Here is a 19,576-nt window from a genome sequence, read left to right on the forward strand (position 1 = left end):
CGGTAAAGACTCGCCTTCCGGCGGCCCTCCCGGCGGACCTTAGGACGCTTCGGCCCAGAGGCGGAACGGCGCATACACGATGGGCGTGTGGGCGATGTTGTTGTGGGCGTCGAGCAGCCCCACCACCTTGAGTTCGGTCAGCACGCGGTCGAGCACGATGGTGTCGCCGATCTCCACGTTGTTTTCCGCCACCAGCATGCGGCTGACCACCACGCCATACGGATCGTCGCCTATGGGCCGGCCGATGTCGGAGCCGGGGTCGATGAACGAACCCGGCTCCATCCCCCAGAGCGCCAGGGTGACCGGCTCGCCCTTCGAGGTGCGGGCGTTGAACATCGTGTTGCCCAGCGGAGTCGACGTCATCACTCCGGGCCGATCCGCCCAGCCTTCCCACATCGCCCGCTCCACCATGCTGTTGGACCAGGTGGGCTTGTCGTCGTATTCGAACGCGAGGTGGGTGATGGGCAGCGCGCGGATGCCGGAAATGTTGCGATCGACCAGGCCGCTGGACAGGCCCGTCAGCAGCACCATCATCAGGGCCATCATGACGATGACCACGGCCATGAGCAGAAAGCGGCCCCTGGCGAAAAGGAGATCCCTGAGCGCGAGAAACATGGAAGGCTGATTCTACCGACGCGCAAGAGCTTGTTGCTTGCTGCTGGCCCTCGCCTTTTCTCACGCCCCCTTTTTGAGAGGCGCCGTCCTGGCTCGATTCTCGCTGTCCATGCTTCAACGCTCTCCAAAAGGGGGCGTGAGAAAAGGCTATAGTTGCTGACCGCTCAAGAGGTATCTGAATATGAGAAAGCACAGTCGCATTCGCGCCGCCTTGTACTGCTTGTTTTTTGCCTTCACTGTTTCCGGAACCGTAGCGTATGCCAAGGAAGGCATGTTCACGCCGGAGCAGATTCCGGGCATCGCGGGGGATCTGCGTGACACGGGACTGAATCTGGACCCGGCAACGCTGGCCGATCTGACCGCGTTCCCGATGGGGGCGGTCATCTCGCTGGGCGGCTGCACCGCCTCGTTCGTGTCGCCGAATGGCCTGGTGGTCACCAACCATCATTGCGCGCGCGGTTCGGTTCAGTTCAACTCCACCAGCGAGAACAACTACCTCGAGAACGGCTTCCTCGCCGCCTCCCTGGCCGAAGAGCTCCCGGCCGCTCCCGGGTCGCGCGTGTATGTCACCCTGCAGGTCGACGACGTCACCGAGCGGGTGACCGGCGGACTGGACCCCGCGCTGGCGCCGCGCGAGCGTTTCACGCAGATCGAGCAACGCCGCAAGGCCATGATCGGCGAATGCGAGTCGGAACCCGGCTATCGCTGTCAGGCCGCATCGTTTTTCGGCGGGCTGCAGTACAAGCTGATCAAGCGCCTGGAGATTCGCGACGTGCGCATCGTATATTCGCCGGCCGACGCCATCGGCAAGTATGGCGGCGACATCGACAACTGGCGCTGGCCGCGTCATACCGGCGACTTCGCTTTCTACCGCGCCTACGTGGGCCCGGACGGGCAACCGGCGGACTACGCCGAAGAAAACGTGCCCTATTCGCCGCCGCATATTCTCGAGGTGTCCGCCTCCGGTCTTGAGGACGGCGATTTCGTGATGGCCATAGGTTACCCGGGAAGCACTTCCCGCTACGCCCGGCTCGCCTCCGTGAGGCAGACCTTCGATTGGCAGTATCCCGAGTTCGTCCGCTTTTTCTCCGACTGGATAGCAACGATCGAGACCGCCGCGCCGCAGGGCAGCGAAGCCCGCATTCGCTACGCCTCGAGATTGGCGCAGCTCAACAATGTGCTGAAGAACCTCGGGGGCCAGATCGACGGGGCGCGCCGCAACGACCTGGTCGGCCGCCGGGCGCAAAGGGAAGCGGAACTGAACGATTGGATCGCGGCCGACCCGCACCGGATGATGCTGGGGCAGGCCATCGAGGAGCTGGACGCGCTTTCCGAGGAACGGGCGGCGGAGGCCAGACGCAGCTATTGGTACGGCAACGCGCTGCGGCCGCAGCTTTTGGGCGCGGCGCAACGCCTGTACCGCCTGGCGCACGAGCGCACCAAGCCGGACGCGGCGCGCGAGAGCGGTTACCAGGAACGCGACATGGCGATGTTCCGCCAGCGGATGAGCGTGATCGACCGCCGCTTTGACCCGGCGGTGGACAAGGCCGAATGGATGCTGTTTCTCAAGGGCTATCTGGCCCAGCCGGCGGACATGCGCATCGAGGCGCTGGACGAAGCCATGGGCCTCTCACCCGAATTGAGCGACGGGGAACTGTCGAAAAAGCTCGACGGGTACTACGAAAATACGGTCCTGAACAACCTGGATACGCGCCTGGCGCTCATGGACGCGTCGCCCGAAGAGCTTGACAGCCATGCGGGTCCCTTCATTCGACTGGCGGCGGCGTTGCACGAAACGCAGATGGCGCGGGATGAGGCCGCCAAGGTCCGCAGCGGACACGCCAACCTGCTCAACCCGCAGTACATGCGCGCGATCATCAACTGGCAGCAGTCGCGGGGCCATGCCGCCTACCCGGACGCAAACTCCACGCTGCGGATGACCTACGGCACGGTAATGGGCGGTTCGCCGGCCGACGGACTCCTGTACGAGCCGTTCACGCGCCTTGAGGGCATCCTGCAGAAGGACACGGGCGAGGAACCGTTCAACTCGCCGGCCGCGCAACTCGACCTGATCCGCGCGGGCGACTACGGCGACTACTACCTGGATTCCATCGGCTCCGTGCCGGTAAATTTCCTCACCGATCTCGACTCCACCGGCGGCAATTCCGGCTCGGCCACGCTGGACGCCGACGGCAAGCTGGTGGGGCTGCTGTTCGACGGCACCCTGGAGAGCGTCAATTCGGACTGGGACTTCGACCCGGACATCACGCGCACGATCCACGTCGACACGCGCTACATGCTCTGGGTCATGGAAAAAATCGACGGCGCCCAGGCGCTGATCGACGAAATGACCATCGTCCGCTGATCCCGGCCCGCGTTCTCCGGAACAAGGCTCAACCAGCTCCCCGCCCGCCGGGGGCGGCTACAATGCCGGCATGCCGGGAGGGCGGCAACTTGACGGTGGCGGCGAACAGACATCGGCCAAGTCGCCGCTGTTCGCGAACTACGAGATTCGCCCCGAGTTCTACGACGAGATGTTCGACGGCGACGGCACGCCGCGCGCGCATTGCCGGAAGCTCTACGAAACGCTCAACCGGATGCCGGCTGAGGACATCGCCGCGATGCAGGAACTGGCCGAGCGCTCTTTCCTGCATCAGGGGATCACCTTTGCCGTGTACGGCGAACAGGGGGCCCAGGAGCGGATCATTCCGATTGATTTTCTGCCCCGGCTGATCGCGGCCGCGGAGTGGGATTTCATCGAGCGCGGACTGAAGCAGCGGCTCAAGGCGTTGAATCTGTTCCTGGCCGACGTGTACGGCCCTGGCAGGATCCTGTCCGACGGCATTGCGCCCGTGGACCTGGTGCGCGGCTGCCCGCAATACCGCATCGAAATGCGCGGCGTCGAGGCCCCGCACGGCGTGTACGTGGCATTGTGCGGCACCGACCTGGTGCGAACCAATGAAGGTTTCAAAGTGCTGGAGGACAACCTGAGGGTTCCTTCCGGCGTGTCCTACATGCTGGCCAACCGGCGCGCGCTCAAGGGCAGCCTGCGCGGCGTATTCCGCCGCCACCACGTTCGCGGCATCGGGCATTACGGGCAGCTGCTGCGAATGACGCTTGAAGAGCTTGCGCCAAAAGGCGTGTCCGATCCCTGTATTGTTCTGCTTACGCCCGGAGTCCATAACGCGGCCTTCTACGAGCACATGTTCCTGGCCCAGGAAATGGGCGTGGAGCTGGTGCAGGGCAGCGACCTCGTCGTTCACAAGGGATTCGTGCATATGCGCACCACCGCCGGACTGAAGCGGGTGGACGTGATCTATCGCCGCATCGACGACGATTTCATCGACCCGCTGGCGTTTCGCGCCGATTCGCAAATCGGCGCTCCGGGGCTGTTCTACGCCTACCGCCTCGGCAACGTCACGCTGGCCAACGCGCCGGGCACGGGCGTGGCCGACGACAAGAGCGTGTACGCCTACGTGCCGGAAATGATTCGTTACTACCTGGGCGAGGAACCGCTGCTGGCCAACGTCGAGACTCACCTGTGCCGCGATCCGGAAGCGCTGGCCTATACGCTGGACAATCTGGACAAGCTGGTGGTGAAGATGGTGGGCGAATCTGGCGGCTACGGGATGCTGGTGGGTCCTCACGCCACGCCGGAGGAACGAAACGACTACGCAAGGGAACTCCGCAGGAATCCGTCGAACTTCATCGCGCAGCCCACGCTCGACCTGTCGGTCTCGCCTTGCCTGGCCGAGGGGGGCGCGGCGCCGAGGCATGTCGATCTGCGGCCCTTCGTTCTTCGGGGCCGGAAAACGAGGCTGGCCCCCGGGGCCTTCTGCCGGGTGGCGCTCACTCCGGGTTCGCTGGTCGTGAATTCGAGCCAGGGCGGCGGCGGCAAGGACCTCTGGGTGCTCTCGGAATAACGCCGTATGCTCGCGCGCAACGCCAGCGGCCTGTACTGGATGGGGCGCTACCTGGAGCGGGCGCGACATGGATGCCGGCTGCTTCGCGACCAGTTCGCAACCATGGAGGACCGGCCGGTCGAGCAGATTGCCGACAGTTGGCGGCGGCTGTACCTGGCCGCCGGACGCTCGCCGGTAGGCGGCCTCATGGAATCGACCGGCGACGAGGAGGACTTCATGGCGGCGGACGCCTACACGCTCGCCGACGATCTGACATTCGCGCACCACAACCCGGACTCCATCCGCAACTGCGTGGCCGCCGCCCGCGAGAACGCGCGCCAGATCCGCAATGTGATCGGCAGCGACATGTGGTCGTGCCTTAACGTTACCCACCTGGACCTCCGCGGCGTGGAAATCCAGGCCATCTGGGCCGCGCAGCCGGGCGACTTCTTCGCCCGCGCGGAGGACAGCATCCGCGCCTTCTGGGGAATTGCGGAAAGCGCGATGTACCGCGACGGCGGCTGGCATTTCCTGGTGCTGGGACGCTTCGTGGAGCGGGCCCAGCTGCTGGGCGCCCTGGTGGAAGCGCATATTGCCGTGTTCCCGTCAAACAAACGGGACAGCGAATGGGAATGGCGCTCGCTGCTGGCGGTTTGCGAGGCCCACTTCGCCTACCGCCACCTCTACCCGCTGGAACACCGGCCGGATCGCATTCTCGATTTCATTATGGCCGACTCGCGCCTCGCGCATTCCCTCCGCCATTCGCTGCACATGATCGCGGAATCGCTCAAGGGAGTGTCCGGAAGCCAGGCGCGGCAGGCCGAGGTTGCAAGGCGCGTCCGGCGCATGGCCGGATGGATAGACGATGACTGGCCCCGGCGCGACCCGAATGACGACGAGGCTGCGCGCGCGGAGCTGGCGCGCCTGCGTCAATCCTGCCGACAACTGCACGAAGATATCGCGGCCGCATTTTTCTCCTGCGAAATCCAGGACCGGGGCGGCCGGACGTGACACGCCACCGCGTGGAGCATGTCTCCGAATTCAGCTACGGGGAGGCGGTGCATGGAAACCTGATGCTGCTTCGGCTGCATCCGAGCGAAGACTTCGGGCAGCGGGTCCTGTCGTTCCGACTGAAAGTCCGGCCCTCCGCCGACTGGGTGGCATGCGAGGACGCCTTCGGCAATCGATGCCATCTGCTCAGCATTCATCGCCGGCACCGCCACGCCACGGTGCGCGCCAGCAGCGAAGTGGAAACAGCCGCCACGCCGCCGCTGCCGGAACGCATCGACGCGAACGCATGGAATGCGCTTTCGGACCCGGGCGTGTCGCTGCGCTACTGGGAGTTCCTGACGCCCGGCGGGTTGGCCCGGCCGGTACCGGCGCTTGACGCGTTCGTTGAGTAAAACGGCATCGGGCGCGGCGAGGACCCCCTGAGTTCCCTGCTGACCCTGTCGTCCAGACTCCACGACGTGCTGCGCTACGAGCCCGGCAGCACCGCAGTTGATTCGCCCATCGAACGTATTCTTGCAACCGGAAGGGGCGTTTGCCAGGACTACGCCCACGTGATGATCGCCATTGGCAGAACCTGGGGCATTCCCAGCCGTTACGTGTCGGGCTATCTCAATCCCGGCGCAGCTTCGGGCGAACAGCCCCTGCCGGCCGCAAGTCATGCCTGGACGGAATTTCTTCTGCCGGAACTCGGATGGGTGGGACTTGACCCCACCCACGGAGCCGCGGCCGGGCCGGGGCACATCCGAACCGCCGTCGGCCGGGACTATAACGATGCGGCGCCTACCCGGGGGACCGTTTTCGGCGGAGGCGAGTCCCGCCTGGGCGTCAAGGTCACGGTGAGGGAATCAGGACCCGGGGCGCACGCCCGCCGCCCCCAGGCGCCTCAATAACTCAAGCGGGGAGGCGCCGACCCAGCTCGGCGGCCAGCAGGCCGGCGGCGCCCGAAGCGCCGCTGTTGCTCATGAACACGACCGCATCGCCTGCCTGGGCAGCCGCGGCCGCGGTGCGCGCAGCCTCGGCGGCGTCCGCGCACACCGTGACATGATCGTGGCCGGCGAACGCGACCACCGGATCCCATTCCAGGCTTGCGCAAGGAGCCAGCCAGGCGTGAGCAGCGACTTCCAGCGCGCCTGGCAGGCTCGCCAGGTGCGCGCCAGCGCGCATGCTGTTGGAGGCCGGTTCCAGAACCGCCAGTACGCGGCGGTAGTCGCCGGACAGAGCCTTGAGGGTTGCCCGTATCTCCGTGGGGTGGTGGGCGAAATCATCGTACAAGGCGACGCCGGAGTCGCCGGCCGGGTAACGGCCCAGCAATTGCAGGCGCCGCGCCGGCGGGACGAAAGACTCGAGCGCAGCGCAGGACCGCTCGATTGACACGCCCGCGGCATGCGCGGCCGCCATCGCGGCCAGTGCGTTGGACAGATTATGCGCGCCCGGCAACGCCAGATCGCAATACGCTTCGCCCGACTGCCCCGAAAGCTTCGCGCGAAAGCCCTCGATACGTTCCGCGCGCCAGTACGCCCCGGATCCGGGATCGACCGAAAAGCGCTCCACCGGACTCCAGCAACCCTTTGCCAGCAATCCGGAGATGTTGGCGTCGGCGCCATTGACGATCAGCCGGCCGCCGCCCGGGGTGCGCCGCAGCAGCAGGTGAAATTGCCACATCACTGCTTCCAGCCCGGGGTAGATGTCGGCGTGATCGTGCTCGATATTGTTGATGACGACCGTGCCGGCACGGTAGTGGAGGAACTTGGCGTTCTTGTCGAAGAAGGAGGTGTCGTACTCGTCGCCCTCGATGACGAAATGCCGACCGCCCCCCAGCCGGGCGGTGCGCTCGAAATTGCCCGGCGCACCGCCGATCAGAAAGCCGGGATCCAGGCCCGCCTCGTGCAGCATCCACGCGGCCATGCTCGCGGTCGTGGTCTTGCCGTGTGTGCCGGTAATCGCGATCACCTCGCGGTCCTGCAGCACCTCCTGGCCAAGCCATTCGGGGCCGGACATGAACTTCAGACCACTGTCCAGCAGCGCCTCGACGATCGGCATGCCGCGCGACATGACGTTGCCCACCAGCACGAGGTCGGGTTTGGCGTCCAGTTGCGAGGGATCGAATCCGACCACGGGTTCGATCCCCAGTTCCTGCAGGCGCGTGCTCATCGGCGGCCAGGCGGCGCGATCGGCGCCTGTGACTTCGTGACCCAGTTCGCGGGCCAGGGCGGCAAGGCCGCCCATGAAGGTCCCGCAAATGCCGAGAATATGAATATGCATCAGGAAGTTTCGAGCGGAATGCCGAAAAACTGGGTCAGCAGGAGGTAGAGGATCATGTAAAGGAAAAAGTGGGCCACGGACAGGAGCAGCCCCGCCCAGATGCCGCGATCCATGGCCCGGGCGAAGATGTTGCCCATGGCCAGCAGCCACCACGCGAGGAAGCCGTATTCCGCCGCCTGAATCAGGAGCCCGGGCTGCTCCTGAGACGTGACGACATAAACCAGCGGCAGATTCAGCGCGTTGATGATCGTCTGCACCCCGATCAGCGACACCAGCGTTTGCGGCCAGCGCTCGGGTTTGTCCGCCATCCACAGCACGAATCGCGAGTAGCCGAGCAGGAGCAGCAGCTCGAACGCCGCGACGGGCAGGACGAAGAAAGCGGGCCCCGGCAGCAGCATCAGGTAACCGATAGCGGTTACCGCAGCCCAGGGAACCAGGCACAGGACCAGCATCTCGCGCGAACCCGGGAGCGAGTCTGGCCCGCGCAGGCCGAGCGACACCCTCAGGACACCCTGGAATATTGCAACCATTGGGGCCCGGACTCCTTTTTGCCGCCAGCGCCCGCTAGCCGGGGCCCGGGGAAGGTTCAAGCACCGCCCACACCCGTGCAAAAACTTCGTCGGGCGGGCCCAGCCCGTCAACGCGGCGCAGCAGGCCGGAGTAGTGCTCAAGCAGCGGGCGGGTCTGGCGCTCGTACACGGCGAGCCGGTTGGCGATGGTCTCCTCCCTGTCGTCGTCGCGCTGGATCAGCTCGCCGCCCGCTGCGCGGCTCGCCGCCAGTTCCTCCGGCGATGAAAAATGAACATTCAGCAATTTGCCGGTGGCCGAACAGGTCCGGCGGCCGGTCAGCCTCTTCATAAGCACGCGGTGTTCGACTTCCAGCATCAGCACCGCATCCAGTTGCTGCCCCGACCCCTCAAACAGCTCTCCAAGCAGCCGGGCCTGCGAAAGGTTTCGGGGAAAGCCGTCGAGGATGAAGCCTCCTTCGCAGTCGTCTTGCCTCAGCCGCTCGTCCAGCAACTGCATGACCAGCTCATCGGAAACCAGTTCCCCTGCATCCATCGCCGCCTTTGCCTCAAGCCCCAGCCGGGTGCCGGCCGCCACGGCGGCGCGCAGCAGGTCGCCGGTGGACACCTGGGGCCAGCCGTTCTGCTCTTCAAGCCGGCGCGCCTGGGTGCCCTTCCCTGCGCCCGGGGCGCCCAGAAAAACAATCCGCATCGAGTCCTCCGGCCAGCGGTCAAGGGGGTGCTATCGTACACGGTAGTCCACGCAGAAAAGCGACTGTCCGCATGCCCGCGCCCAACGCACTCTACGCCCAGTCGGGCGGTCCTACGGCCGTCATCAACGCTACCGCGCAGGGCGTTATCGAGGCGGTCCGCCAGGCGAGGCCCGCGGTCGGCAAGCTGTACGCCGCGCGAAACGGCATCCTTGGGGCGCTGCACGAGCAGTTGCTGGACACCGACGCCGCCTCCGCGGAGGACGTGGCCGCCCTTGGCCAGCGCCCCGGAAGCGCCTTCGGAACGGCCCGCTACAAGCTGGCCCGGTTCGAGGACGACGAGCGCGAATACCACCGGCTGATCGACGTGTTTCGCGCGCACGACATCGGCCTCGTGTTCTTCAACGGCGGCAACGACTCCATGGACACGGCGCTCAAGCTCTCCGGACTGGGGCGGCGGCTGGATTACCCGCTCACATGCATCGGCCTACCCAAGACCGTCGATAACGACCTGCCGGTCACCGACTGCTGCCCCGGCTTCGGCTCGGCGGCGAAGTACGTGGCCGTGTCCACCCGGGAGGCCGCGCTGGACGTCGCCGGCATGGCGCGGACCTCGACCAGGGTCTTCATCCTGGAAGTCATGGGACGGCACGCGGGCTGGATCGCCGCCGCCGGAGGGCTAGCGGGATCGGGCGCGGGCGACGCTCCGCACATCATCCTGTTCCCGGAAGTTCCCTTCGAGACCGACCGCTTCCTCCAGCGGGTCCGGGAGTCGGTCGAGCAACACGAATACTGCGTGATCGTGGCCAGCGAGGGGGCCCGCTACGCCGACGGCCGCTTCCTTTCCGAGGCGGGCGGCACCGACGCCTTCGGCCACAAGCAGCTCGGCGGACTGGCGCCGGTCCTGGCGAACATGATCCGCGAGAGCCTGGGCTACAAGCACCATTACGCCATCAGCGACTATCTGCAGCGCTCCGCGCGGCACCTGGCGTCGGCCACGGACCTGGAGCATGCCTACGCGGCCGGGCGGTCAGGCGTCGAACTGGCGCTCGCGGGCGGCAACGCGGTGATGGTGACGATCAAGCGCACCGGCGACGATCCCTACGCCTGGGAAACGTCGTCCGCCCCCCTCGACCGGGTGGCCAATCGCGAGAAAGAACTGCCGCGCGGGTTCATCACGGAAGACGGCTACGGCATCACCGGGGCCGCCCGAACCTATCTACGGCCGCTGATAGAGGGCGAGGCCCTGCCCCCTTTCCGCGGCGGACTGCCTGTCTACGAGGAAATCGACCTTCCGGAAGCCGAGCGCCGCCTGCCTGACTTCGCATAAGCTGTTTCAGGAGACACGCACATTGAGCGCCGGCATCGGTGAAGATCGTGCGATCAGCCATGACGGAGCTTGAATTGGCGGAGCTGCTCCTCGGTGGCAGGTTTCTGGTATTTCTTCTTCCAGCGGGCGTAGGGCATACCGTAGATCCGTTCGCGCGCTTCGGTTTCGGTCATTTCCATGCCGCGGTCCGCGGCGGCCTCCGCGTACCAGCGGCCAAGGCAATTGCGGCAGAACCCTCCGGCGATCATCAGGTCGATGTTCTGCACGTCCCTGTTGTCATCGAGGTGTTTCAGCAGGCGGCGCAGCACCGCGGCGTCCAGGTTGCGGCCGGTTTCCTTGTCGATCATGCAGATGCTCCACGAATCCAATGGACGGGGCGGGGGAGTATACTCGCGCCGTTTTCCGCGGAGCGCCATACGCGTGAGCATCGCCTATCAGGGCATCGCGGGCGCCTGGTCGCATTTGGCCTGCAGCGCCGTTCATCCCCAAAGGGAGGCCATTCCCTGCGCGACGTTCGAGGATGTGTTCGAAATCGTGGAGGCCGGGCGGGCGGACCTGGCCATGATCCCGATCGAGAACAACCTCGGGGGACGCGTGGCGGACATCCACCAGCTCCTCCCGCACCAGGCCCTGCATATCGTGGCCGAGTATTTCCAGCCGATACGCCACGATCTTCTGGCCGTACCCGGCGCCACGTTCGAGGGCCTGAAGGCGGTCTACAGCCATCCCCAGGCGCTGGCGCAGTGCAGGCGCTATCTGCGTGAGCGGGGGCTTGAGCCGCGAGCGGCCAGCGACACCGCCGCGGCCGCGGAGCGGGTGGCCCAGCGGGGCGATCCATCCATCGGCGCGATCGCTTCGGCGCTGGCGGGCGAACTGTATCAACTGAACAGCCTGGGCCGCGACATTCAGGACGCGCAGCACAATACGACCCGCTTCATCGTGCTGGCCAGGGAAAAGAACACTGGGCCCGCCGATCCGGACACGGGCTACATCACGTCGCTGTGGTTCCAGCTTCGCAGCGTTCCGGCGGCCCTGTACAAGGCGCTGGGGGCCTTCGCCACGAACAACGTCAACCTCACCAAGCTCGAGAGCTATATCGGCACGGAGAACTTCGACCGGGCGCGCTTCTATGTCGAGGTCGAGGGCCACGAGTCCGACTCCCCGGTGCTTTCGGCGCTTGAGGAAATCGAGTACTACACCGACATCGTCCGCGTGCTCGGCAGTTTCCCCCAGCACGAGTTCCGCCGGCAACGGAACAAGCCTTAAGATAGTTCGCCCGCCGCACGACGATCGTCGGGGCGGCGCGCGGAAAAGAGACGATCCAGAGGTGCCAAAATGCACAAGATTCTTGTTACATACACACGTCCCGACGACGTCGAGGCTTTCGACAACTACTTTCGCGACGTTCACGCGCCGATCGTGCGAAAGATTCCGGGACTGAAGAAACTGGTCGTGAACCGGATCACGGGCAACGCCATGGGCGGCGACCCCTCCTTCTATCTGGTGGTGGGATTGCAGTTCGGCTCCAGGGAGGACTTCGAAACGGCAATGCGCTCGGAGGAAAACGCCGCCGCGGGCAAGGACGCGGTCGAGTTCTGCCGCGATACCGGCTCGGAGTTCGAAGTGATGATCGCCCACGAGGAATGAAGTGCCGGTTCCGGCGCGCCCCCATCTTCGGCGCAAACCGCTACTGCGGCGGAGTTCCGCGCGATGAGTGAGCGGATGACGGGCGGCGAAGCGCTGGCGCGCTCGGTGCTCGCGCACGGCGTCGACACGGTCTTCGGGCTCCCGGGCGGTCAGACCTACGGACTGTTCGACGCGCTGGCGCAGTATGAGCGTCCCGTTCAGGTCATCAATTCCCGCCACGAACAGGGCGCGGCCTATATGGCGCTTGGCTATGCCGCCTCCACCGGGCGCCCCGGCGTGTTCAGCGTGGTGCCGGGACCCGGCGTCCTGAACGCGGGGTCCGCCCTGGTCACGGCCTATGCCACCAACTCACGCGTGCTGTGCCTGGCGGGGCAGGTCCCCTCGCAACACATCGACCGGGGCTGGGGCATGCTGCACGAGATCCACGATCAACTCGGGATCCTGCAGCGCCTGACGAAGTGGGCCGAGCGTATTGCGAGCGGCGCGGATGCGCCGGCAAAGGTGGCCGAGGCGTTCCGGCAACTGCATACGGGACGGGCCCTTCCGGTGGCGCTGGAAATGGCTCCGGACGTAATGGAGGGTGACTGCGATGTTACGCTGCTCGAACCGGCTTCCTCGTACGAAACGAGCGCGCCGGACCCGGACGCGGTAAAGAAGGCGGCCCGCATTCTCGGTTCCGCGCGAAATCCGATCATCATCGCCGGACCAGGCACGCTGGATGCCGGAGCGGAACTCAAGCGGGTGGCGGAAATGCTGGAAGCTCCGGCGGCCGCCAACTTCAATGCCAAGGGCGTCATCGACGAGCGTCACTACCTGGGGATCAACCTTCCGGCGGCCCACGCGCTTTGGGGCGATGCGGACGCGGTGCTGGCGGTCGGCACCCGGTTCACGGAACCCGAACTGGAATGGGGCCTGGACGACCGCTTGCCGGTGGTGCGGCTGGAGGCGGACGACAGCGCCTTCGATCGCGGGCGCGCGCCGACCGTGTCGCTCTGCGCCGACGCCGGTGCCGGGCTTTCGCATCTGGCGGATGCGCTGGAAAGCGTCAACCGCAAGCGGGAATCGCGCAAGAAGGAACTGCTGGGCCTGAAGCGACGGTTCGGGAAGGAATTCGCGCGCAACAATGCGCCTCAGGTCGCGGTGCTCGAAGTGGTCCGCGAGGAGTTGCCGGAAGACGGCTTTCTGGTGGATGAGGTCACCCAGATGGCCTATACGTCCTGGTTCGCGTTTCCTTCCTACCGGGCGCGGCACTACATCAGCAGCAACTTCCAGGGCAACCTCGGCTACGGCTATCCCACCGCCCTGGGCGTGCAGGCGGCGCATCGCGACCGCAAGGTGGTCGCGTTCGCGGGCGACGGCGGATTTCTCTATGCCGGCGCGGAAATGGCCACCGCGAAGCGCCACGGACTCAACGTCGTGGTGATCGTGTTCAGCAACGACGCCTACGGCAACGTGCGCCGCGACCAGGCGCAACGCTACTCGGGGCGTGTTTTCGCCTCCGGCCTTACCAATCCCGATTTCAAGGCCATGGCCGAGTCGTTCGGGCTGGAAGCCTGGCGCGCCCGCACGCCCGAAGAACTGCGCAAGGCGCTTCGGGAAGCGCTAGCGGCCGACGCCCCGGGCCTGATCGAGATGCCGGTCAGCGAAATGCCCAGCCCCTGGCCCTACATCCTGCTGCCGCGGGTCAGATAATCCGCCAGCCGCACGGCGTCCAGCCCCGGCACTTCCTTTACGACGAACTCGTCTTCCCGGCCGAAGGGGCGGGTGGCGTCCAGCCCTACCCTGCCCACGAAATCGCTCTGCGTGTCGCGATAGAACCCGGCGCGGTCGCTGATGACCAGGGTCCGCGCATCGACGCGTCCGCGGGTGATGAAGGCGTGCATCACGGCGTTCATGTCGCTCAGGTCCACGTCCTCCTCCACCACGCAGCACAGCTGGTTGTAGTCGGCGTGGCTGTCGAAGACCACCTCCATTACATCGCGCGCGTGCTCCCTGTATTGCGGTCGGATCTGCACCGTCGTGTTCATGAACGCGGGCGCGCAGGAGACGTCGACGATTCCGGGCAAGCGTCGGCTCAAATCGCGATACACGCGCGCGGAGTTGATCGCTTCCAGCGGCGCGAGGTCCTCGCGCGAACCGCACAACAGGCTGTGGAACAGGGCGTCGCGCCGCCATGTGACACACTCGACTTCCATGACGTGATTAGGTGCTTCGGGCACGTAATACCCGAGCACCTCGCCGAATGGCCCCTCGGGGCGTCTTTCACCCGGCAGGATGCGGCCCTCGATGACGACTTCGGTGGCGGCGGGGACCGGGAGGCCGCTGTCCGCTCCGGAATACACGGCCACCCGCTTGCTTGCCAGCTCCGCGGCCAGGGCGTACTCGTCGACTCCGGCCGGCAGGTGAGTGCCGGCGGCCATGAACACGGCCGGCGGTACGCCGATCAGCAGCGCAACGGGCAGCGCGTGTCCAGCCTCCTCCGCGCGGCGCTGGTAGTCGGTGAGATCGTGGCTGTCGCCCAGCCGCAGGCGCAGTTCCCGCGGACCGGCGTACATCGCCCGGTGGAATGACAGGTTCGGTACGCCGGTATCGGGATCGCGGGCCAGAACGATCGCCGCGGTGAAATACGGCCCGGCGTCGCGCTCATGGTAGGTGATCAGCGGCAGATCGGAAAGCTGCCCCTTTTGAAGGTCACCGGGCGCCGGGGCCTCCCGCGTCGGCGCTACGACCCGGGATTCCGCCGCGTCCAGCATGCTCGCGTAGGCGGCGGCGAAAGGCCCTTCTTTCACGGGCACCAGGCCTCGCAGGCGCTGGGCATCGGCAAACAGGTTGGTCACGACTTCAAGCCGCGTCCCCCTGACGTTTCGGAACAGGATCGGGCGATTGCCCGCCTGCTGGGCCCGTTTGGTCACCGCCGCCAGTTCAAAACGGGGATCGACCGCCCGCTCGGCGACCAGCAGTTCGCCGGCCTCGGCCAGCCGGTTCACCCATTCCCTCATGAAGGCGCTCTCGATGGATCGGGCCAGCGCGGCAGGAAGCCGGTGATCAGCGCGGCGAGGGCGCAGCAGCCGGCGCCGACAAGCAGCATGGCCGCATAGGAACCGTCGGCGTCGTAGGCCGCTCCGTAGGCCCAGGGACCGAGCGCGGTGCCGGCCAGAAACGCGCTGAACAGCAGTCCGTAGATCACGGCAAAGGACTTCAGGCCGAAATAGCGCCCGGCGAGATAGGCGAGCAGATCGATTTCCGCGCCCATGCTCAGGCCCAGCAGCAAGGCCGCGGGTATCGCGAAGCCCGCCGCGTTACCGGTGGCCAGGACGGCCATTCCGGCCGCGGAAAACAGGAACACCACCAGTGCGACGCGGGGCGCGAAGATCCGGTCGATGAGATAGCCGATCACGACCCGCGAAACCATGACGGCGATGCCCACCATGCCGGCGATCCATCCGGCTTCCTCGCCCGGAATGCCCATGTCGCTGAGCATCGGCTTGAAGTGCGCCAGCATGCCGTAGAGGCTGAACGACAGCAGCGCAAACACGCAGATCAGCATCCAGAACACGCCCCGGCCCATCGCCTCGCGCCAGGCGTCCCCGGCCGCCTCGCCGGCGGGTGCGTCGGACCCCGGCGCCACCCTGCCCTGCGGTCGCGGCGGATCCTTCAGGAACAGGGCCACCAGCGGCGTGGCCACGAAGATGATGATCGCCCCCAGCGCCAGGAAGCTGAAACGCCAGCCGTACGCGTCGTTGATGTAGCGCACCATGGGCGGCACGTAGGCGTAGCCGAGCCCGGCGCCCGCCATGGCCGTGCCGATGGCCAGGCCGCGGCGGCGATCGAACCAGGACGAGACCGTGCGCATATAGGGCGGGCTGTTGGCGCCGGCGCCGAGCACGCCGATCAGGACATAGACGGTCAGCAGTATCCAGAGCGCGTCCAGTTGCCAGCCGAGCATGCACAGACCGACGCCGAGCACCAGCATCGACGGCGCCAGCACCCGCCGGGAACCATAGCGGTCCACCAGCCGCCCGATGAACGGCAGGGTCACGGCAAGACAGAGGGTGAACAGCGTCAGCGCCAGGCTCATGTCGGCGCGCGCCCAGCCGAATTCCTGCTCCAGCGGCTCGATGAAGAGGCTGAAGGCGCCGTAGGCGAACTGTCCGGGGCTGGTGGACAGCCCGAAGGCCGCCACGGCCACGATCCACCATCGCCCTGCTCGACTTTGCACGCCTTTCCCCATGGCCCGCGCATACTATATGCGGCCATGTTCGGGGAAATGGTTCGGGATGGGGCCGTCGACGGGCGGGTCTATACGAGCCGCGAGGTTTTCGCCGCGGAAATCGAACGGGTGTTCGCCCGCTGCTGGAACTACGTCGGGCACCTGAGCGAAATTTCGCAGCCGGGCGACTACCGGCGGGTCACGGTGGCGGGCCGGCCGCTGATCTTCATCCGGCACGAGGACGGAACGCCGCGCGTCCTGCTCAACCGTTGCGCCCATCGCGGCGCTGCCGTGGTGGGGCGCGATTGCGGCCGAGCCCGGCGGTTGCGCTGCCCGTATCACGGCTGGACTTACGCGACCGACGGGACGCTGAAGCAGCTTCCGCTGCCCGGCGGTTACAAAGGCGACGAGGCGCCGCGCCGTGGAGATCCGGCCTGGTCGCTCGAATCGTATCCGGTGGAAACGTACCGCGATTTCGCTTTCGTGCGCCTGGAGGAACCCGAAACGCCGCTGCCGCTGGCCAAGTTCCTGGGTCCGGCAGGCGAGGCCCTGGACCTGATGGCGGATCGCTCGCCCATCGGCAGACTCGACGTGGCCGGCGGCCGGCTGGCCATCGTGCTGCGCTGCAACTGGAAGGTGTACCTGGAGAACCTGCACGACGGCCTGCACCCGCCGCACGTGCACGAGTCCTCGATTTCCGCCGCCCGCGCCGCAGCCACGAAGGGAGAGCCCCGGGAAGAGGTTCGCTGGGTCGCCGCCAACGGCCAGCCGCTGGCCACGTTCGGCGAGCTAGAGGTGCGCTGCCATCCCCACGGCCACAGCGACATGAGCGGCTTTCGCAAGGAAACGGACGGAACGGACGCCGGCTACCGGGCGGCGCTGGAAGACGCCTGGGGCGCCCGGCGCGCGGACCGCGTGCTGACCCGCAACCTGCACAACGCCTGCTTCTATCCCGGCGCCTCGGCCCATCCGCAGTACATGCAGATGCGCCGGCTCACCCCGCTGGCGCCGGACCGTACGCTGGTCGAGAGCTGGACCCTGAAGGCCGAAGGCGCGCCGGAGTCGCACTTCCTGCGCAACATCCGCTACGCCAACACGATTCACTCGCCCTCCTCGCTGGTCAAACCGGACGATGCGGAAGCCTATCGCCGCGTGCAGCAGGGACTTGAAGGTCGGCCGGGACAGGTCAGCCAGCACCGCCGGGACGAAACGCCCGGTGCCGGCCCGGACACCGCGCTGAGCGAAGAATACGTTCGGTCCCAGTACCGCGCCTGGCGGATACTGATGGAGGAGGAATAGCCGGTGATCGTCCTGGCGGAAAACGTCGAAGTTCCCTCGTCGCGGCTTGAGGCGGCGGAACGCGTCCTGTACCTCGAATGCGAGTACCTGAACCTGGGGCGGTACGACGAATGGCTGGCGCTGTTCAGCGAAGACTGCCTCTATTGGGCGCCGCTTTCACCGACCCAGGACGACGCGCAATCGCACTCGTCCCTATTTCACGAGAAGCGCGGGCTGATGCGAATGCGCATCGATCGCATAACGCACGAGGCAGCGCATTCCCTTGCCGGCGGGAATCGCACGAGCCGCAACGTGGGACCGGCCGCGCTTCGTGAAATCGAAGAGGAAAGCGGCGACTGGATCGTGGAACGGCGGTTTCAGATGATCGAGCGCCAGGGCGAGAGGGTCCGCAGCTTCGCGGGCCGGTTCACCTACCGGCTGACGCCCGTCGGAGAGAATTTACGGATTCGCGAAAAAAGAGTGGACCTGATCGACTGCGACGCTCCGCACGAGCCGCTGGAGGTCTTTTTCTAGCCCGTGTCACACGACCCGTTACGGCAGAAAGGAACGCAACGATGAGGAAATTGTGTCTGACGTTGATACCGCTGCTGATTCCGCTCTCCGCGTGCGTGCAGGACCCCGCGGATGCTCCGGCCCGGCCGAACATCATCTTCGTGCTCACGGACGATCAGCGACATGACGCCCTGGGTTTCCTGAACGAGGAAATCCGCACGCCGAACATGGACCGGCTCGCGGCGCAGGGCGTGCATTTCAGAAACGCCTTCGTGACGACCTCGCTGTGTTCGCCGAGCCGCGCTTCCATCCTCACCGGCCTCTATGCCCACACGCACGGCATAGTTGACAATCTGCAGCGCAGCCTGAGTCCCGGCACGCGCTTCTTTCCCCAGGACCTGCAGGCGGCCGGTTATCAGACCGCATTTGTCGGAAAGTGGCATATGGGCCTGCACGGCGACGAAAAACAGCCGGGATTCGATTACTGGGTCAGCTTCGCCGGGCAGGGCAACTACTTTCCGGTGGACGGCAGCACGATCAACGTCAACGGAAACCGCGTTCCGCAGCAGGGCTACATTACCGACGAATTGACCGATTACGCGATGGAGTGGCTGAAAGGGCGCGAGCTCGGGAAACCGTTCTTCCTGTACTTGTCACACAAGGCCGTTCACGCGGATTTCATGCCCGCGGAGCGGCACAGGGAGCTCTACGCGGATGTCGAAACCAGACTGCCGGGCAGTTCGGCGGACACGCCGGAGAACTACGCCGGCAAGCCGATGTGGGTCCGCAATCAGCGCAACAGCTGGCACGGCGTGGATTTCGCCTATCACGGCGACCTCGATATTCGCGAATACAAGCGCAATTACAACCGTGCGCTGGCGGCAGTGGACGACAGCCTGGGAAGGCTTCTCGAATGGATCGACGGCCAGGGCATAGCGCAGGACACGATCGTGGTGTTCATGGGCGACAACGGCTTCCTGTTCGGCGAACACGGGCTGATCGACAAGCGCAACGCCTATGAGGAATCCATTCGCGTTCCGCTGCTCGCCTACGCACCCGGGCGCTTCCCCGCGGGCGCGGTGGTGGACGAAATGGTGGCCAACATCGACATCGCGCCCAGCCTGCTTGCACTGGCCGGCGTTACGCCTTCGAGTCCCGTGCATGGCGCCGATTTCGGACCCCTGGCCCGTGGAGAGAATGTGCAGGACTGGCGTTCCGAACTGTATTACGAGTATTTCTGGAACTGGGTATTCCCGCAGACGCCCACGACCTTTGCGCTTCGCACCGACGACTTCAAGCTCATTCAGTACCACGGCATCTGGGACACCGACGAGCTGTACGACCTGCGTAGCGACCCGGGTGAAATGCGCAATCTGATCGGTGACCCCGGGCACAAGCCCGTCGCACGGCAATTGCGGCAACGCCTGTATTCACTGAACCTCGAAACCGGGGGACAACCGCAGGTTCCCTACACGATCAAGGAAGGTCACGGCTTGCGCTTTCGCACCCCCGATGGCGCTGAACAGGCCGAATTTCCCGAGTCGATCTATCGGCAGCCGAACCCGCCCGACATCGAAGACTACAAGGACTAG

The 19,576-nt window shown here is 65.9% G+C and carries 19 protein-coding genes; 12 read left to right on the plus strand and 7 right to left on the minus strand.

Annotated features, from left to right (window positions below; all coding sequences use genetic code 11):
- Positions 1 to 39 precede the first annotated feature (39 nt).
- Complete coding sequence (locus F4Y72_12335) at positions 40 to 615, minus strand: ABC transporter permease (GenBank protein ID MXZ29073.1); 576 nt, start codon at positions 613 to 615, stop codon at positions 40 to 42.
- Between the two features lie 181 nt (positions 616 to 796).
- Here F4Y72_12335 and F4Y72_12340 point away from each other — a divergent pair, with 181 nt between their 5' ends.
- The 5 genes from F4Y72_12340 to F4Y72_12360 all read left to right on the plus strand — a co-directional run bounded on the left by F4Y72_12340 (position 797) and on the right by F4Y72_12360 (position 6,418).
- A complete protein-coding gene (locus tag F4Y72_12340) occupies positions 797 to 2,980 on the plus strand; it encodes a S46 family peptidase (protein ID MXZ29074.1) in 2,184 nt (727 codons plus the stop codon).
- A gap of 70 nt (positions 2,981 to 3,050) precedes the next feature.
- Positions 3,051 to 4,538, plus strand: coding sequence for a circularly permuted type 2 ATP-grasp protein (locus tag F4Y72_12345; GenBank protein MXZ29075.1), 1,488 nt, complete (start codon positions 3,051 to 3,053; stop codon positions 4,536 to 4,538).
- A gap of 6 nt (positions 4,539 to 4,544) precedes the next feature.
- On the plus strand, positions 4,545 to 5,528 hold the full coding sequence (locus F4Y72_12350) for an alpha-E domain-containing protein (protein MXZ29076.1): 984 nt from the start codon (positions 4,545 to 4,547) through the stop codon (positions 5,526 to 5,528).
- Positions 5,450 to 5,920, plus strand: coding sequence for a hypothetical protein (locus F4Y72_12355; GenBank protein ID MXZ29077.1), 471 nt, complete (start codon positions 5,450 to 5,452; stop codon positions 5,918 to 5,920). The genes F4Y72_12350 and F4Y72_12355 overlap by 79 nt, the downstream gene beginning before the upstream one ends.
- Before the next feature lie 66 nt (positions 5,921 to 5,986).
- Positions 5,987 to 6,418 (plus strand): transglutaminase family protein, encoded by a 432-nt coding sequence (locus tag F4Y72_12360; protein MXZ29078.1) that lies wholly within the window; start codon positions 5,987 to 5,989, stop codon positions 6,416 to 6,418.
- A 1-nt stretch (position 6,419) separates the two neighbouring features.
- On the opposite strand, the gene mpl is transcribed toward F4Y72_12360, so the two are convergent.
- Genes mpl through F4Y72_12375 form a run of 3 tightly spaced genes read right to left on the minus strand, consistent with a single transcriptional unit; the run spans position 6,420 to position 9,008 of the window.
- A complete protein-coding gene (gene mpl, locus F4Y72_12365; protein MXZ29079.1) occupies positions 6,420 to 7,790 on the minus strand; it encodes a UDP-N-acetylmuramate:L-alanyl-gamma-D-glutamyl-meso-diaminopimelate ligase in 1,371 nt (456 codons plus the stop codon).
- The gene (locus F4Y72_12370) at positions 7,790 to 8,320 is read right to left on the minus strand and encodes a hypothetical protein (protein MXZ29080.1); all 531 of its coding nucleotides are present in this window, start codon (positions 8,318 to 8,320) and stop codon (positions 7,790 to 7,792) included. Before F4Y72_12370 ends, mpl begins: the two co-directional genes overlap by 1 nt.
- 34 nt (positions 8,321 to 8,354) lie before the next feature.
- The gene (locus F4Y72_12375; GenBank protein ID MXZ29081.1) at positions 8,355 to 9,008 is read right to left on the minus strand and encodes an adenylate kinase; all 654 of its coding nucleotides are present in this window, start codon (positions 9,006 to 9,008) and stop codon (positions 8,355 to 8,357) included.
- 71 nt (positions 9,009 to 9,079) lie between these two features.
- Between F4Y72_12375 and F4Y72_12380 the strand changes: the two genes are divergently transcribed.
- A complete protein-coding gene (locus F4Y72_12380; GenBank protein MXZ29082.1) occupies positions 9,080 to 10,336 on the plus strand; it encodes a 6-phosphofructokinase in 1,257 nt (418 codons plus the stop codon).
- Positions 10,337 to 10,389: 53 nt separating this feature from the next.
- Here the strand turns inward: F4Y72_12380 and F4Y72_12385 are convergent, their stop codons facing one another.
- Positions 10,390 to 10,680 carry a DUF1244 domain-containing protein gene (locus F4Y72_12385; GenBank protein MXZ29083.1) on the minus strand — a complete coding sequence of 97 codons (291 nt, stop codon included), beginning with the start codon at positions 10,678 to 10,680 and terminating at the stop codon, positions 10,390 to 10,392.
- Positions 10,681 to 10,687: 7 nt separating this feature from the next.
- On the opposite strand from F4Y72_12385, the gene F4Y72_12390 reads away from it, so the two are divergent.
- From F4Y72_12390 to F4Y72_12400, 3 genes are all read left to right on the plus strand, one after another.
- Complete coding sequence (locus tag F4Y72_12390; protein ID MXZ29084.1) at positions 10,688 to 11,602, plus strand: prephenate dehydratase; 915 nt, start codon at positions 10,688 to 10,690, stop codon at positions 11,600 to 11,602.
- A 69-nt stretch (positions 11,603 to 11,671) separates the two neighbouring features.
- Positions 11,672 to 11,983 carry an EthD family reductase gene (locus F4Y72_12395; GenBank protein ID MXZ29085.1) on the plus strand — a complete coding sequence of 104 codons (312 nt, stop codon included), beginning with the start codon at positions 11,672 to 11,674 and terminating at the stop codon, positions 11,981 to 11,983.
- A gap of 63 nt (positions 11,984 to 12,046) precedes the next feature.
- A complete protein-coding gene (locus tag F4Y72_12400; GenBank protein ID MXZ29086.1) occupies positions 12,047 to 13,675 on the plus strand; it encodes a hypothetical protein in 1,629 nt (542 codons plus the stop codon).
- Here F4Y72_12400 and F4Y72_12405 read toward each other — a convergent pair.
- Together F4Y72_12405 and F4Y72_12410 are read right to left on the minus strand one after the other, a co-directional pair.
- Positions 13,648 to 14,982 carry a UbiD family decarboxylase gene (locus tag F4Y72_12405; GenBank protein MXZ29087.1) on the minus strand — a complete coding sequence of 445 codons (1,335 nt, stop codon included), beginning with the start codon at positions 14,980 to 14,982 and terminating at the stop codon, positions 13,648 to 13,650. The two genes, F4Y72_12400 and F4Y72_12405, sit on opposite strands and share 28 nt — an antisense overlap.
- A complete protein-coding gene (locus F4Y72_12410; protein ID MXZ29088.1) occupies positions 14,979 to 16,214 on the minus strand; it encodes an MFS transporter in 1,236 nt (411 codons plus the stop codon). The genes F4Y72_12405 and F4Y72_12410 overlap by 4 nt, the downstream gene beginning before the upstream one ends.
- Positions 16,215 to 16,238: 24 nt before the next feature.
- Between F4Y72_12410 and F4Y72_12415 the strand changes: the two genes are divergently transcribed.
- Genes F4Y72_12415 through F4Y72_12425 form a run of 3 tightly spaced genes read left to right on the plus strand, consistent with a single transcriptional unit; the run spans position 16,239 to position 19,576 of the window.
- The gene (locus F4Y72_12415) at positions 16,239 to 17,492 is read left to right on the plus strand and encodes an aromatic ring-hydroxylating dioxygenase subunit alpha (protein MXZ29089.1); all 1,254 of its coding nucleotides are present in this window, start codon (positions 16,239 to 16,241) and stop codon (positions 17,490 to 17,492) included.
- A gap of 3 nt (positions 17,493 to 17,495) precedes the next feature.
- The gene (locus tag F4Y72_12420) at positions 17,496 to 18,005 is read left to right on the plus strand and encodes an aromatic-ring-hydroxylating dioxygenase subunit beta (protein ID MXZ29090.1); all 510 of its coding nucleotides are present in this window, start codon (positions 17,496 to 17,498) and stop codon (positions 18,003 to 18,005) included.
- A 41-nt stretch (positions 18,006 to 18,046) separates the two neighbouring features.
- Positions 18,047 to 19,576 (plus strand): sulfatase, encoded by a 1,530-nt coding sequence (locus tag F4Y72_12425; GenBank protein ID MXZ29091.1) that lies wholly within the window; start codon positions 18,047 to 18,049, stop codon positions 19,574 to 19,576.

The organism is Gammaproteobacteria bacterium (assembly GCA_009838035.1).
In the GTDB taxonomy this organism is placed as follows: Bacteria; Pseudomonadota; Gammaproteobacteria; order Steroidobacterales; family Foliamicaceae; genus Foliamicus.

Bases quoted from the DNA above. Each gene is read 5' to 3' on its own strand.
- F4Y72_12380 (MXZ29082.1), top strand. From the start codon at position 9,080: ATGCCCGCGCCCAACGCACTCTACGCCCAGTCGGGCGGTCCTACGGCC.
- F4Y72_12400 (MXZ29086.1), top strand. From the start codon at position 12,047: ATGAGTGAGCGGATGACGGGCGGCGAAGCGCTGGCGCGCTCGGTGCTC.
- F4Y72_12410 (MXZ29088.1), bottom strand. From the start codon at position 16,214: ATGGGGAAAGGCGTGCAAAGTCGAGCAGGGCGATGGTGGATCGTGGCC.
- F4Y72_12335 (MXZ29073.1), bottom strand. From the start codon at position 615: ATGTTTCTCGCGCTCAGGGATCTCCTTTTCGCCAGGGGCCGCTTTCTG.
- F4Y72_12350 (MXZ29076.1), top strand. From the start codon at position 4,545: ATGCTCGCGCGCAACGCCAGCGGCCTGTACTGGATGGGGCGCTACCTG.
- mpl (MXZ29079.1), bottom strand. From the start codon at position 7,790: ATGCATATTCATATTCTCGGCATTTGCGGGACCTTCATGGGCGGCCTT.
- F4Y72_12340 (MXZ29074.1), top strand. From the start codon at position 797: ATGAGAAAGCACAGTCGCATTCGCGCCGCCTTGTACTGCTTGTTTTTT.
- F4Y72_12390 (MXZ29084.1), top strand. From the start codon at position 10,688: ATGCTCCACGAATCCAATGGACGGGGCGGGGGAGTATACTCGCGCCGT.
- F4Y72_12425 (MXZ29091.1), top strand. From the start codon at position 18,047: ATGAGGAAATTGTGTCTGACGTTGATACCGCTGCTGATTCCGCTCTCC.
- F4Y72_12375 (MXZ29081.1), bottom strand. From the start codon at position 9,008: ATGCGGATTGTTTTTCTGGGCGCCCCGGGCGCAGGGAAGGGCACCCAG.
- F4Y72_12405 (MXZ29087.1), bottom strand. From the start codon at position 14,982: ATGAGGGAATGGGTGAACCGGCTGGCCGAGGCCGGCGAACTGCTGGTC.
- F4Y72_12345 (MXZ29075.1), top strand. From the start codon at position 3,051: ATGCCGGGAGGGCGGCAACTTGACGGTGGCGGCGAACAGACATCGGCC.
- F4Y72_12395 (MXZ29085.1), top strand. From the start codon at position 11,672: ATGCACAAGATTCTTGTTACATACACACGTCCCGACGACGTCGAGGCT.
- F4Y72_12370 (MXZ29080.1), bottom strand. From the start codon at position 8,320: ATGGTTGCAATATTCCAGGGTGTCCTGAGGGTGTCGCTCGGCCTGCGC.
- F4Y72_12415 (MXZ29089.1), top strand. From the start codon at position 16,239: ATGTTCGGGGAAATGGTTCGGGATGGGGCCGTCGACGGGCGGGTCTAT.